Origin of the sequence: Streptomyces sp. NPDC014889, from assembly GCF_043081205.1 — a bacterium.
Taxonomy (GTDB): domain Bacteria; phylum Actinomycetota; class Actinomycetes; order Streptomycetales; family Streptomycetaceae; genus Streptomyces.
This window is the reverse complement of record NZ_JBIBWH010000007.1, coordinates 137,437-151,443: the sequence shown is the minus strand read 5'-3', so window position 1 is coordinate 151,443 and position 14,007 is coordinate 137,437. Positions and strand designations below refer to the sequence as shown.

The following is a 14,007-nucleotide window of genomic DNA, read 5'->3' as shown; positions in this document are numbered from 1 at the left end:
GGGGATCGGCAGGGACCGGTAGTGTTCGGCATTGCCGAACGGGCGCCACGACGGGAGTCGGGGCGCCGGCGGTCGAAGGGGACGGAGGCAGGACGGCGATGGCACGGAACATCCAGTCGCTCGAACGGGCGGCCGCGATGCTGCGGTTGCTGGCGGGCGGTGAGCGGCGGCTGGGCCTGTCGGACATCGCCTCCTCACTGGGCCTCGCCAAAGGCACCGCCCACGGCATCCTGCGCACCCTCCAGCACGAGGGCTTCGTCGAACAGGACGAGGCCTCCGGGCGGTACCAGCTCGGCGCGGAGCTGCTGCGCCTGGGCACGACCTACCTCGACGTGCACGAGCTGCGGGCGCGGGCCCTGGTCTGGACGGACGACCTGGCCCGGTCCAGCGGGGAGAGCGTCTACCTGGGCGTGCTCCACCAGCACGGCGTGCTGATCGTGCACCACGTCTTCCGCCCGGACGACAGCCGGCAGGTGCTGGAGATCGGGGCGATGCAGCCGCTGCACTGCACGGCTCTGGGCAAGGTGCTCGCGGCGTACGACCCGGTGGCGCACAGCGAGGCGGTCGAGGCCGACCGCAAGGCGTTCACGGACCGGACGGTGTGCGGGATCGACGACTTCGAGCACATCCTCGACGTCACGCGCGCGCGTGGCTACGCCGCCGACGTGGAGGAGACCTGGGAGGGCGTCGCCTCCGTCGCCGCCCCCATCCACGACCGGCGGCGCATGCCGGTCGGCGCGGTCGGCATCACCGGTGCCGTGGAGCGCGTCTGCAGCGACGGCGAACTCCGCCACGACCTGGTGGCAGCGGTACGCGACTGCGCCCGAGCGGTCTCCCGGGACCTGGGCGCGGGCCGCTTCTGACCCAGCCGCACAGGACCGCGGGCCCCTTGCCCGCGACGAGCACGTCCAGCCTGCAGGCCACGCGGAACACCACCGCGCGCGGCCCGTACGACCAGCCGGGACGCCGGGGCGCCCTCACGACGAGCCGGGCATCACCCCAGGCGTCCTGCAGGCCACGCGGGACACCACCGCGCGCGGCTCGTACCACCAGGCCGGCAGGCGCGGCCCGGACGACCAACCGAGGACCACCTCACGCGCTGGTAGGCCACACGGGACACCACCGCGCACAGTCCTACCCACCAGGCCGGCCCGCCGGCAGGCGCGGCCCCTATGACCAGCCGGGGCGCCGACGCGCCCGCGCAACCAGCCGGGGAGGACCACCCCACGCGCCCGTAGGCCACGCAGGACACCACCGCATGCGGGCCCTGAGCCACGCGTACACACCGCGCGCGACCCGTACCGCCAGAGCAGCACGCCGGCAGGCGCGGCCCCTGCGACCGATCGGGCGCACACCGCCCGCAGGCCGACGCGGGCACCACCGCACGCAGCCCCTGGACCGCGTGCGCAGCCCATACGAACCGGACACCACCCCACGCGGCCGGTGCGGCCTGGCGGGCCATTCCGCTGGGCGCGTCCGGCCAGGACCGGGCGCTGCGCGCCTCCCGCCGGGCGTACCGGGCCTCGGCATCCCCACCCGGCGAACCCACGCGGCCCCGCGGTGCCGTGCAGCCCGCCGCCGTACGCCCATCGCAAAGGGTGCTGCGCCCCAACTCCGCGTGGCCGAAGCCGTGTTCAGCCCCTCGCCGTGCCCTCGCCGTGCCCGCCCGAGGGGGCGGGGCCGGCGGTGATGGTCGTGGTTTCCGTGGTGGGGGCTCTTGACGGTTGGGGAACGTGGGGCGAGACTCCCGTCCAACGGTCGGCATTGTCGAACAGCTTGCGGTAATACGCGCTAGAGTGTGACAACGCCAAGGGCCGGCATCGCCCTCACCCACGAGGGCGCGAGCCCCCGGCAGGAGGTACCCGGGGTTTCGGCCACCTCTGGACGAAGGACAAAGGAGTCGCGGGTGTCCAGCTCCGACATCTTCATCGGCGAGACCATCGGTACCGCCGTACTCATCCTGCTCGGCGGCGGCGTCTGCGCCGCGGTGACGCTGAGGGGCTCCAAGGCCCGCAACACCGGCTGGCTCGCCATCGCCTTCGGGTGGGGGTTCGCAGTGATGACGGCCGTGTACATCTCGGGCCCGCTCTCCGGCGCCCACCTCAACCCGGCCGTGACCGTCGCCCTGGCGATCAAGAACAGCGACTGGACGGACGTGCCGACCTACCTCGGCGGCCAGATGCTCGGCGCCATGATCGGCGCGACCCTGGTCTGGGTCGCCTACTACGGTCAGTTCCACGCCCACCTCACCGACCGGGAGATCGTCGGCGGCCCCGGGGCCCAGACCACCGCGGCCAAGGCGGTCGAGGCCCAGGAGAAGGGCGCGGGACCCGTCCTCGGCATCTTCTCCACCGGCCCCGAGATCCGGCACGCGGTGCAGAACCTCGCCACGGAGATCGTCGGCACCGTCGTGCTGATCCTCGCGGTCCTCACCCAGGGCCTCAACGACCAGGGCAACGGCCTCGGCGTGCTCGGCGGTCTGATCACCGCCCTCGTCGTCGTCTCCATCGGCCTCTCCCTCGGCGGACCCACGGGCTACGCCATCAACCCGGCCCGTGACCTCGGCCCCCGCATCGTCCACGCCCTGCTGCCCCTGCCCAACAAGGGCGGCTCCGACTGGAGCTACGCCTGGGTCCCGGTGGTCGGCCCGCTGATCGGCGGCGCCGTCGGCGCGGGCATCTACAACGCCGCCTTCGCCTGACGGCACCGCGCCGCACCACAACGCCGTATCCCCGCCCCATCGACCACGGACCACAGGAGCAGACAAGTGACCGACGCCCACACCGCCGGCCTCGCATCCCACGGCCAAGGGCCCTTCATCGCCGCCATCGACCAGGGCACCACCTCGAGCCGCTGCATCGTCTTCGACCGGGACGGCCGGATCGTCTCCGTCGACCAGAAGGAACACGAACAGATCTTCCCCAAGCCGGGCTGGGTCGAACACGACGCCATCGAGATCTGGACCAATGTCCAGGAGGTCGTCGCCGGAGCCATCGCGAAGGCCGGCATCACCCGCGACGACATCAAGGCCATCGGCATCACCAACCAGCGCGAGACCACCGTGCTGTGGGACCGGCACACCGGCGAGCCCGTCCACAACGCCATCGTCTGGCAGGACACCCGCACCGACGCCCTGTGCAAGGAGCTCGGCCGCAACGTCGGCCAGGACCGCTTCCGCCGCGAGACCGGCCTCCCCCTCGCCTCCTACTTCGCCGGCCCCAAGGCCCGCTGGCTGCTCGACAACGTCGAGGGCCTGCGCGAGCGCGCCGAAGCGGGCGACGTGCTCTTCGGCACCATGGACACCTGGGTCATCTGGAACCTCACCGGCGGCACGGACGGCGGCAGGCACGTCACCGACGTCACCAACGCCTCCCGGACCCTCCTGATGAACCTGCACACCATGGAGTGGGACCAGAGGATCGCGGAGTCGATCGGCGTACCGACGCGGATCCTGCCCGAGATCCGCTCCTCCGCCGAGGTCTACGGCGAGATCAGGGGCGGCAGGCTGGGCGACCTGCTCGGCGGCATCCCCGTCGCCTCCGCGCTCGGCGACCAGCAGGCGGCCCTGTTCGGCCAGACCTGCTTCGCCGAGGGCGAGACCAAGTCGACGTACGGCACCGGCACCTTCATGGTGATGAACACCGGCGACAAGATCATCAACTCCTACAGCGGACTGCTGACCACCGTCGGCTACCGGATCGGCGACGACAAGCCGGTCTACGCCCTGGAGGGCTCGATCGCCGTCACCGGCTCCCTGGTGCAGTGGATGCGCGACCAGATGGGCCTGATCTCGACCGCCGCCGAGATCGAGACGCTCGCGCTCTCGGTCGAGGACAACGGCGGCGCCTACTTCGTCCCGGCCTTCTCCGGGCTGTTCGCCCCGTACTGGCGTTCCGACGCGCGCGGTGTGATCGCCGGCCTGACCCGGTACGTGACCAAGGCGCACCTCGCGCGCGCCGTCCTGGAGGCCACCGCCTGGCAGACGCGGGAGATCGCGGACGCCATGACCAAGGACTCCGGGGTCGAGCTGACGGCGCTGAAGGTCGACGGCGGCATGACCTCCAACAACCTGCTGATGCAGACGCTCTCGGACTTCCTCGACGCGCCCGTGGTGCGCCCGATGGTCGCCGAGACCACCTGCCTCGGCGCCGCCTACGCCGCCGGACTCGCCGTCGGCTTCTGGAGCAGCACCGAGGACCTGCGCGCCAACTGGCGCCGGGCCGCCGAGTGGACCCCCCGCATGGACGCGGACACCCGCGACCGCGAGTACAAGAACTGGCTCAAGGCCGTCGAGCGGACCATGGGCTGGCTCGACGACGAGAGCTGACGAGAGCCGACGAGGAGCAAGAACAAGCGATGACCGTTCAGTCCACCCTGCAGTCCGTGCCCGCCCTGGGGACGGTCCCGTCCTCGGGCCCGAACCCGAGCCGTGCCGAGACCCGTGAGCAGCTCTCGAAGGCCGCCTACGACATCCTCGTGATCGGCGGCGGCATCCTGGGCATCTCCACCGCCTGGCACGCCGCGCAGTCCGGTCTCAGGGTGGCCCTGGTCGACTCCGGCGACTTCGCCGGAGCCACCTCCTCCGCGTCGTCCAAACTGCTCCACGGGGGCCTGCGCTACCTGCAGACCGGCGCGGTGCGGCTGGTGGCGGAGAACCACTTCGAGCGCCGTGCGGTCTCCCGCCAGGTGGCCCCCCACCTGGCGAACCCGCTCACCTTCTACCTCCCCGTGTACAAGGGCGGGCCGCACGGTGCGGCGAAGCTCGGGGCGGGCGTCTTCGCCTACTCCGCGCTGTCCGCCTTCGGTGACGGCGTGGGCCACCTGCTCAGCCCGGCGAAGGCCGCGCGGGACGTCCCGGAGCTGCGCACCGAGAACCTCAGGGCCGTGGCCGTCTACGGCGACGACCAGATGAACGACGCGCGCATGGCCCTGATGACGGTCCGCGCCGCCGTGGAGTCGGGCGCGGTCGTCCTCAACCACGCCGAGGTGACCGGCCTGCGCCTCACCCGGGGCCGGGTCACCGGCGCCGAGCTGAAAGACCGGCTGTCGGGCGAGGAGTTCGGGGTGAGCGCCCGTCTGGTGCTGAACGCGACCGGACCATGGGTGGACCACCTGCGCCGTATGGAGGACCCGAACGCGGCCCCGTCCATCCGCCTGTCCAAGGGGGCGCACCTGGTGCTGAGGCGCACCTCCCCGTGGAAGGCCGCGCTGGCCACCCCGATCGACAAGTACCGGATCACCTTCGCCCTCCCCTGGGAGGACATGCTGCTGCTCGGCACGACCGACGAGGAGTACGAGGGCGACCCGGCCGACGTCGCGGTCGACGACAAGGACATCGCCCAGATACTCGACGAGGCCGCGTTCTCCGTCCGCGACCAGCAGCTCGACCGCGACCTGATCACGTACGCCTTCGCCGGGCTGCGGGTGCTGCCGGGCGGCCCCGGGGCCACCGCCAAGGCCAGGCGCGAGACGGTGGTGACCGAGGGCCGGGGCGGCATGTTGTCCGTGGCGGGCGGCAAGTGGACGACCTTCCGGCACATCGGCCGCACGGTGATGAGGAAGCTGGAGTCGCTGCCGGGCGCCCCGCTGGGCGAGGACATCGAACCGGTCTCCTCGCTGCCCAGGAAGCTGCCGCTGCCTGGCATCGCCAACCCGCGCGCGGTCGCCCACCGGCTCCTCGTTGACCGTCCGGCGCCCGGCCCGCGCATGGCCGCCGACACCGCGAGGCACCTGGCCACGCACTACGGTTCGCTGGCCTTCGACATCGCCCGGCTGGCCAACGAGCGGCCGGAGCTGGGCGAGCGGATCCACCCCGACGCCCCGGAGATCTGGGCGCAGGTCGTCTGGGCCCGGGACCACGAGTGGGCCCGGACGCCTGACGACGTGCTGCGCCGGCGTACGACACTGACGATCCGCGGCCTGGCCACGGACGAGATCCGGGCGAAGGTGCGGGGCCTGCTCGACGGGCGGTGACCCGGTCGCCGGGGCGGCAGCCTTGGGTGTTCGAAGGACTCGGACGGGGCAGTGATCCGTTCACTCCCCCGTGCAAGGGGGCTGCGGAGGCCCCCGCCGAACGCCGTAAGGTTGGTGGGTCAGGCGAGGGCACGTCGGAAGGAGGCACTGGGTGATCGAGCTCGAGGGGGTTCCCGAGCTGATCGACCCGGTCATGGTGGCCGCGTTCGAGGGCTGGAACGATGCCGGCGACGCCGCCTCCACCGCGGTCGCGCATCTGGAGAGGGAGTGGAAGGGCGAGGTGTTCGCGGCGCTGGACGCCGAGGACTACTACGACTTCCAGGTCAACCGCCCCACCGTGTTCATGGACGGCGGCGTGCGCAAGATCACCTGGCCGACGACCAGGTTGTCGGTGGTGCGCGTCGGCGGGGAGAAGCCGCGCGACCTGGTGCTGGTCCGCGGTATCGAACCGTCCATGCGCTGGCGCTCGTTCTGCAACGAGCTGCTCGGCTTCGCGCACGAGCTGGGCGTGGAGCTGGTCGTCATCCTGGGCGCGCTGCTCGGCGACACCCCGCACACGCGTCCGGTCCCGATCAGCGGGACCACGTCGGACCCGGATCTGGCCCGCCGCATGGACCTGGAGGAGACCAAGTACGAGGGGCCGACCGGCATCGTCGGGATCCTCCAGGAGGCCTGCACGCACGCGGGTGTCCCGGCCGTGTCGCTGTGGGCGGCGGTCCCGCACTACGTGTCGCAGCCGCCGAACCCGAAGGCCACGCTGGCCCTCCTCAACCGCCTCGAGGACCTGGTCGACCTGCGCATTCCGCTGGGTGAGCTGCCGGAGGACGCGCGGGCCTGGCAGGTGGGCGTGGACCAGCTGGCCGCCGAGGACAGCGAGGTCGCGGAGTACGTCCAGACACTGGAGGAGGCCCGGGACACCGCCGAGCTGCCGGAGGCGTCGGGCGAGGCGATCGCCCGCGAGTTCGAGCGGTATCTGCGGCGCCGGGACGGCGGCGGCCCGTCGCCGGGCGGCCACGCCACGGCGGACGGCGGCGACGGCGGCTCGTATCTGCGGGACGGCCCCGGCGGCCGGGCCCGGCCGCCCCGGCCGCCGAAGGCGGAGTCGGACGACGGGGACGCCGGGAGCGAATCGTCGGAGGAGTGAACGGATCAGGGGCGGTGCGCGTCGTGCGCACCGCCCCTGATGCCGTGTCCGGCCGGTCGGGTCAGAGAGCCACGCCCAGCAGGGCGTCCACGGCGCGCGAGACGAGGCCGGGGGCGCCGGTGTCCTCTCCGCCGCGCTCCTGCTGGAGGGCCGCCCAGCGGTCGACCGCGGCGAGGGCCGCCGGGGCGTTCAGGTCGTCGGCGAGGGCGTCGCGGATCTCCTCGACCAGCGCGTCCGCGGACGGGCCGTCGGGCCGGGAGACGGCCGAACGCCAGCGGTCCAGACGCTCGACGGCGTCCTGGAGCACCTGGTCGGTCCACTCCCAGTCGGAGCGGTAGTGGTGGGAGAGGAGCGCGAGACGGATCGCGGCGGGGTCGACGCCGTCGCGCCTGAGCTGCGACACGAAGACCAGGTTGCCCTTGGACTTGGACATCTTCTCGCCGTCGAGCGCGACCATGCCGGCGTGGACGTACGCCTTGGCCATGGGGAACTCGCCGGTGAGCACCTGGGCGTGCGAGGCGCCCATCTCGTGGTGCGGGAAGGCGAGGTCGGAGCCGCCGCCCTGCACCTCGAAGCCCATGCCGAGGTGGTCGAGGGCGATGGCGACGCACTCGATGTGCCAGCCGGGGCGGCCGCGGCCGAGGGAGCCGCCGTCCCAGCTCGGCTCGCCGTCCCGGGCCGCCATCCACAGCATCGGGTCGAGCGGGTTCTTCTTGCCGGGGCGGTCCGGGTCGCCGCCGCGCTCGGCGGACAGCAGCCGCATGGCCGCCGCATCGAGGCGGGAGACCTCACCGAAGTGGGGGTCGGACTCGACGGAGAAGTAGACGTCGCCTTCGAGTTCGTAGGCCGCGCCCAGGTCGCGCAGTCTCTCCACCAGCGGGACGATGCCGGGTATGGCCTCCACGGCGCCGATGTAGTGCCGGGGTGGCAGCATCCGCAGGGCCGTCATGTCCTCGCGGAACAGCGCGGTCTCCTGCTCGGCCAGCTCCACCCAGTCGACGTCGTCGCGCTGCGCCCGCTCCAGCAGGGGATCGTCGACGTCGGTCACGTTCTGGACGTAGTGCACCTGCCGCTTGGTGTCGAGCCACACGCGCTGCACGAGGTCGAACGCGTTGTAGGTCGCCGCGTGCCCCATGTGGGTGGCGTCGTACGGCGTGATGCCGCAGACATAGATACGGGCGACGGGGCCGGGGTCGAGAGTGACCGGGCCGCCGGTCGCGGTGTCGTGGATCCTGAGGTCGCGGCCCTCACCAGGCAGGGCGGGGACGTCGGAAGCGGGCCAGGCATGCATGTCATGAGCGTAACCGGACCGCGGTCCCATCTTCGAACCGGACCACCCCGTACGGCGGGTTGCCCGTCTGCTCTCGGACAGGCCCGTCCGCTCTCAGACAGGCGGCCACGGGATCGCCGGCCAGTCGCCGGCCGGCTCGGGGTGGGTGCCGGAGGCCAGCAGCGTGGTGACCCGTGCCCGGGTGGCGTCGAGCTCGGCCGGGGTGATCAGGGCGGCCAGCCGGGTCGCGAGCGGGGCGCCGTCGCCCAGGGCGCCCCTCAGTGCATCGAGGACGGCCAGGATCTCCGGCGGGAGGGGTTCGCCCGCCCAGCCCCACAGCAGCGTGCGCAGCTTGTTCTCGACGTTGAAGGTGACGCCGTGGTCGATGCCGTAGAGGTGCCCTTCGGTGGTCGGCAGCAGATGGCCGCCCTTGCGGTCGGCGTTGTTGATCACCGCGTCCAGCACGGCGAGACGGCGCAGCCGCTCGTCGTCGGCGTGCACCAGCAGCGCCGTGCGCCCCTCGCCGACCTCGGCGAAGCCGATCGCCTTCCACCCCGCGCCGGGTTCCTCGGCATCCAGCAGCGCGAGCAGCTCGGCCTCGGGGGTCGCCTCGATCCACAGCTGGACCATGCCCTCGCCGTACGGGCCGTCGCGCAGCACGGTGGGCGGCACCAGGGACCAGCCGGTCGCCTCGGAGACCTCGTACGCCGCCACCTCGCGGGCGGCGAGGGTGCCGTCGGGGAAGTCCCACAGCGGCCGCTCACCGGCGACCGGCTTGTACACGCAGGACGCCTCGCTGCCGTCCAGGGCGATCGTGCAGAACAGCGCCGCGTTGGAGGCCTCGCGGATGCGGCCGCGCACGGTCAGCTCACCGTTTGCGAGCAGTTCGGCGGCCTCGGCGCCGGGCGTCACGCGCCGCGGCGGTATCCGTTCTGGCGCGGACATACGTGTCCTTCCGGGTCGAGCGGGAGACTGCACAGCGGGCACGGCGGCCGCCCGGCGTTGACGACGTCGAGGGCGCGTTTGGCGAAGGCCCTCGCCTGCGCGCCGGTGAGCCGGACCCGCAGCATCGGGGGGCCGTTCTCCTCGTCCTGGAGCAGCCGCTCCTCGGCCTCGGCGAGGTCCTCCTCGGACTCCGCGTCCAGCTCGACGAGGGCCTGCGCCTCGACGATCATGCGCTGTTCCTCGCCGTCCCAGGCGAGCGCCATGGTCCCCACCCGGAACTCCTCCTCGATGGGGGTGTCCAGCGGGCCGCTGTCTGCGATCTCGGTGGGCGCCACGGCGGGCACGGAGGCGCTGCCGCCGCTGCGGCGCAGCACCTCGTCCAGCAGCTCGTCCATGCGCTCGGCGAGCGCGGCGACCTGGGTCTTCTCCAGGGCCACGCTGGTCACCCGGGGGCCTGCTGTGGCCTGGAGGAAGAACGTACGGCGCCCGGGCAGTCCGACCGTGCCGGCCACGAAGCGGTCCGGGGGGTCGTAGAGGAACACCTGACGGGACACGTCCTGTCTCCATGGGAATCGTGAGAGCGTCTGAATCGGGAAGTCATCGGGAAGTCGCGGGCGACCGCTTCACCCTACTGCGGCCGACGATCACGGTGCGCCCGCGCCGCCCCCGACCGGTGCGTCGCCGCCTTCCTGCTCCTCGCGCGGTGCCAGGGACGCGAAGTCCCCGGTGTCGCCGAGCCGGACCAGGAAGGGCCGCAACCGGGTGTAGCGGATCGCGGTGACGGAACAGGGTTCGACGGAGATCCTCTGGAAGAGGTCCAGATGAAGTCCGAGCGCCTCCGCGACGAGGGACTTGATGATGTCACCGTGCGAGCACATGAGGTAGACGGCGTCGGCGCCGTGGTCGCGCTCCACGCGCGCGTTCCACTCGCGCACCGCCTCGGCGGCGCGGGTCTGCATCGCGCGCATCGACTCGCCACCGGGGAACGCGGCGGCCGAGGGGTGCGCCTGCACCACCTCCATCAGCGGCTCGTCCTTCAGCTCGGCGAGCTTGCGGCCGGACCAGTCGCCGTAGTGGCACTCGCCGACCCGCTCGTCCGTGTGCGCGGTCAGTTCCGGCCGGGAGTCCAGCAGCGGTCCTACGGTCTCCCGGCAGCGCTGGAGCGGGCTGGTGACGACTTCGGCGATCGGCAGTCCGTCGAGCCGCCCCGGCAGCGCGGCCGCCTGCGCGGTGCCGCGTTCGTCCAGGGCGACTCCGGGGGTCCAGCCGGCGAGCAGCCCGGCGGTGTTGGCGGTGGAACGTCCGTGCCTGACGAGGATCAGCGTGGGCATGCGGCCAGGGTAGGCGTACGGGCGCTCGGGGTGGCGACCGGATGAAGGGAGAACACGCTCTGTGATCGTCGACTGCGCCGTCTATCGCGACGGCCACCGCACTTCTGGCTCCGACGACCTCTCCGGGGCCCTGGCCGCGGCACGGGCCGACGGGGGTTTCGTGTGGGTGGGGCTGCACAAGCCGAGCGAGGAGGAGTTCGGCCTGGTCACCGAGGAGTTCTCGCTGCATCCCCTGGCGGTGGAGGACGCCCTGAAGGCGCATCAGCGGCCCAAGCTGGAGGTCTACGACGACTCGCTGTTCGTGGTGCTCAAGCCCGTGGTGTACGAGCCGCGCAGCGACGCCGTCTCCACCGGCGAGATCATGATCTTCCTGGGCGACTCGTTCGTGGTGACGGTCCGCCACGGCGAGGGCGACGGGCTGGCGGCCGTACGGCGCCGTCTCGAGCAGGAGCCCCAGATGCTCGGCCACGGCCCGACCGCCGTGCTGTACGCGATCGCGGACACCACCGTCGACCACTACCTGGACGTGGCCGCCGAGCTCCAGACGGACCTGGAGGAGCTGGAGGCGGAGGTCTTCTCGCCGGACGGGGGCGGCTCGCGGAACTCGGCCTCACGCATCTACGGCTTCAAACGCCAGGTGACGGAGTTCCGGCGGGCGACCGGCCCGCTGGCGCTGCCGATGTCCCGCCTGGGCGGCACCGGCACGGGCCTGTTCACCCCGGCCGTGCCGTTCGTGGACGACCGGGCGCGGCCCTTCTTCCGGGACGTCAGCGACCATCTGACCCGGGTCAACGACTCGGTGGAGAGCCTGGACCGGCTGGTCTCGGACGTCCTGTCGGCGCACCTGGCGCAGACGGGCGTCCAGCAGAACGACGACATGCGGAAGATCTCCGCGTGGGCGGCCATGGCCGCGGTGCCCACGATGATCGCCGGCATTTACGGCATGAACTTCACGCACATGCCCGAGCTGCACTGGCTCTGGTCGTACCCGGCGGTGATCCTGCTGATGGTCCTTCTGGAGATGGTGCTCCACCGGCTGTTCAAGCGGCGGGGCTGGCTGTAGGTCCCGCGTCGTGTGTCAGGCGTACTCGGGTGCCGGGGCGGCGGGGCCGCCGAGGGCGTCCCGGCGCTCGGGCATGCGCAGGGTGACCATCCGGCGGCGGCCCACCAGCCGCTCGTAGACGTACACGGCGTGGATCCCGGCCGCGAGGAGCGCCGACCTGGCCGCGGACCAGCCGAGGATGCGGCCCATACGGGCCATGACGGCGAGGCTGACGTCGCGGTGGACGCGGATCTCGGCGAGGGCGCACGCGTGCAGCGTGCGCCGGATGGTGCGGCCGTGTCCCGCGGCGGCGAGGCGCAGCAGTTCCTCGTGGCAGTAGGCGAGGTGGTTGTCCTCGTCGTCCGCGATCATCCGTACCGCCCGGCCGATGCCGGGGTGGTCGCCGAAGTGCCCGCACAGCAGTCTCATCTGCTCGCAGGCGCGCTGTTCGGTGACCCGGCTGTGGGCCAGGTAGACGACCAGGTCCTCCACGGTGAGCGGCACGTCGGTGCGGAGCCGGTCGTGCGCCAGTCCGATCCCCCGCCGCTCCAGGAGCATCGTGTAGTCCGTCTCCGGGGGCACCGGCACGGGTTCGAGACCGCGCTTCCTCAGCAGGGCGCGGAAGATCCGGGCGTGCTTGTCCTCGTCCGCACCGTGGCGGGCGATCTTCGGGGCGAGGCCGCGCTCGGCGGGCGGTACGAGCGCCGCGATCCGTCCGTTCTCCCAGCCGCCCTGGGCCTCCCCGCCGGCCGCGATCGAGCAGAACAGCCGGAAGGACTCGTCGTCGTCGAGGATCTCCTGGAACAGGCTCCTGGGCGAAAGCACCGAGGACCACCTCCCTGCCGTACCGTCGCGCAGCACGAGTCAAGTGCGACCGCGCGGGTGCCGCAACAGGGGTGCGGACGCACTGCTCCGAACGGAGGAACGCGCGGTGGCCGAAACGGGGCCGGGGACGGGCGTAACCGCGCGGCGGCGGGCGCGTTGTTCTCCGTGAACGGCCGTGGCGGGGAAGACCCCCGAGCCCCCACCACGGCCGCGAAAAGCCTTGCACGTACGACTCCTTGCCCCGTCGCGGCGGGCGGTCACGCCAGCCCGGCGCGCTCCAGGGCCTCGGTGCCGGCGCGGAGCGAGGCGAGCCGCTCCTCCCGCGTGAAGCCCGCCGGGGCGAGGGTCAGCGTGGTGACCCCGGCCGCCGCGTAGGCCTTCATGCGGTCCGCGATCCGGTCGACGGAGCCGAGCAGCGTGGTCTGGTCGATGAGCTGCTGCGGTACGGCGGCCGCCGCGCCCTGCTTGTCGCCGGACAGGTACTTGTCCTGGATCTCGGCGGCCTCCTTCTCGTAGCCCATGCGGCGGGCGAGCTGGTTGTAGAAGTTCTGCTTGCGGCTGCCCATGCCGCCCACGTACAGGGCGGTGTAGGGGCGGAAGGTGTCGGCGAGGCGGGACACGTCCTTGTCGTCCCCGACGGCCAGCGGCAGGGTCGGGCAGACGTCGAAGCCGTCCAGGGTCAGGCCGGCCTTCTCGCGGCCCGCGCGCAGGTGCTTGACGGCGGTCTCCTCCAGGTGGTCGGCGGAGGGGAAGATGAGCAGCGCGCCGTCGGCGATCTCACCGGTCTGCTCCAGGTTCTTCGGGCCGATGGCGGCGATGTAGAGCGGGATGTGCTCGCGCTGCGGGTGCACGGTCAGCTTGATCGGCTTGCCAGGGCCGCCCGGCAGCGGCAGCGTCCAGTGCTCTCCGTCGTACGTCAGCCGCTCCCGCGTCATCGCCCTGCGGACGATCTCGACGTACTCGCGGGTGCGGGCCAGTGGCTTGTCGAACTTCACGCCGTACCAGCCCTCGGACACCTGCGGTCCCGAGACGCCGAGGCCGAGCCGGAAGCGGCCGCCGGACAGCGAGTCCAGCGTGGCCGCCGTCATCGCCGTCATCGCAGGCTGCCGGGCGGGGATCTGGAAGATGGCCGAGCCGACGTCGATGCGCTCGGTCTGCGCGGCGACCCAGGTGAGCACGGTGGCCGCGTCCGAGCCGTAGGCCTCGGCGGCCCAGCACACGGCGTATCCGAGCCGGTCCGCCTCCTGCGCGACGGCCAGGTTGTCCGCGTCCATGCCGGCACCCCAGTAGCCGAGGTTGATCCCGAGCTGCATGCCGTTCCCCTTACCGATCAGTAACGTCCGTTGTTCGGGGAACACTAGCGCGGCCTCGCGGCCCACGGCAGTGCGCGACCTGCGGTACGGCCGGTTCACGGCGCCGGCCCGGAGGGCGGAGACCGGGTTGTCCACAGGTCACCCACGGGTCGGCCGTGGCCAGT

At 72.3% G+C, this 14,007-nt stretch carries 12 protein-coding genes; 6 read left to right on the top strand and 6 right to left on the bottom strand.

Annotation, left to right across the window (positions count from 1 at the left end):
- The first annotated feature begins 98 nt into the window (after positions 1 to 98).
- The 5 genes from ACF09J_RS15710 (at position 99) to ACF09J_RS15690 (ending at position 7,117) form a co-directional block, all read left to right on the top strand.
- Positions 99 to 863, top strand: a complete 765-nt coding sequence (locus ACF09J_RS15710; RefSeq protein ID WP_392305977.1) for an IclR family transcriptional regulator — start codon at positions 99 to 101, stop codon at positions 861 to 863.
- A 1,043-nt stretch (positions 864 to 1,906) separates the two neighbouring features.
- Positions 1,907 to 2,701, top strand: coding sequence for an MIP/aquaporin family protein (locus ACF09J_RS15705; RefSeq protein WP_392305976.1), 795 nt, complete (start codon positions 1,907 to 1,909; stop codon positions 2,699 to 2,701).
- Positions 2,702 to 2,767: 66 nt separating this feature from the next.
- Positions 2,768 to 4,327, top strand: coding sequence for a glycerol kinase GlpK (glpK, locus tag ACF09J_RS15700; protein WP_392305975.1), 1,560 nt, complete (start codon positions 2,768 to 2,770; stop codon positions 4,325 to 4,327).
- Between the two features lie 29 nt (positions 4,328 to 4,356).
- The gene (locus tag ACF09J_RS15695) at positions 4,357 to 5,973 is read left to right on the top strand and encodes an FAD-dependent oxidoreductase (protein WP_392305974.1); all 1,617 of its coding nucleotides are present in this window, start codon (positions 4,357 to 4,359) and stop codon (positions 5,971 to 5,973) included.
- Between the two features lie 151 nt (positions 5,974 to 6,124).
- Positions 6,125 to 7,117, top strand: a complete 993-nt coding sequence (locus tag ACF09J_RS15690) for a PAC2 family protein (protein ID WP_392305973.1) — start codon at positions 6,125 to 6,127, stop codon at positions 7,115 to 7,117.
- Positions 7,118 to 7,178: 61 nt separating this feature from the next.
- On the opposite strand, the gene mshC is transcribed toward ACF09J_RS15690, so the two are convergent.
- The 4 genes from mshC to ACF09J_RS15670 all read right to left on the bottom strand — a co-directional run bounded on the left by mshC (position 7,179) and on the right by ACF09J_RS15670 (position 10,663).
- A complete protein-coding gene (gene mshC / locus ACF09J_RS15685; protein ID WP_392305972.1) occupies positions 7,179 to 8,408 on the bottom strand; it encodes a cysteine--1-D-myo-inosityl 2-amino-2-deoxy-alpha-D-glucopyranoside ligase in 1,230 nt (409 codons plus the stop codon).
- A gap of 93 nt (positions 8,409 to 8,501) precedes the next feature.
- Complete coding sequence (locus tag ACF09J_RS15680; protein WP_392305971.1) at positions 8,502 to 9,332, bottom strand: SCO1664 family protein; 831 nt, start codon at positions 9,330 to 9,332, stop codon at positions 8,502 to 8,504.
- Positions 9,296 to 9,886 (bottom strand): DUF3090 domain-containing protein, encoded by a 591-nt coding sequence (locus tag ACF09J_RS15675; protein WP_392305970.1) that lies wholly within the window; start codon positions 9,884 to 9,886, stop codon positions 9,296 to 9,298. The genes ACF09J_RS15680 and ACF09J_RS15675 overlap by 37 nt, the downstream gene beginning before the upstream one ends.
- Positions 9,887 to 9,976: 90 nt before the next feature.
- Positions 9,977 to 10,663 (bottom strand): histidine phosphatase family protein, encoded by a 687-nt coding sequence (locus tag ACF09J_RS15670; protein ID WP_392305969.1) that lies wholly within the window; start codon positions 10,661 to 10,663, stop codon positions 9,977 to 9,979.
- A gap of 61 nt (positions 10,664 to 10,724) precedes the next feature.
- On the opposite strand from ACF09J_RS15670, the gene ACF09J_RS15665 reads away from it, so the two are divergent.
- Positions 10,725 to 11,726 (top strand): magnesium and cobalt transport protein CorA, encoded by a 1,002-nt coding sequence (locus tag ACF09J_RS15665; RefSeq protein ID WP_392305968.1) that lies wholly within the window; start codon positions 10,725 to 10,727, stop codon positions 11,724 to 11,726.
- 15 nt (positions 11,727 to 11,741) lie between these two features.
- On the opposite strand, the gene ACF09J_RS15660 is transcribed toward ACF09J_RS15665, so the two are convergent.
- Both ACF09J_RS15660 and ACF09J_RS15655 read right to left on the bottom strand, forming a co-directional pair.
- On the bottom strand, positions 11,742 to 12,530 hold the full coding sequence (locus ACF09J_RS15660; RefSeq protein WP_392305967.1) for a ferritin-like domain-containing protein: 789 nt from the start codon (positions 12,528 to 12,530) through the stop codon (positions 11,742 to 11,744).
- 257 nt (positions 12,531 to 12,787) lie between these two features.
- Entirely contained in the window at positions 12,788 to 13,843 is a 1,056-nt protein-coding gene (locus ACF09J_RS15655) for an LLM class F420-dependent oxidoreductase (protein WP_392305966.1), read from the bottom strand.
- Positions 13,844 to 14,007: the final 164 nt, after the last annotated feature.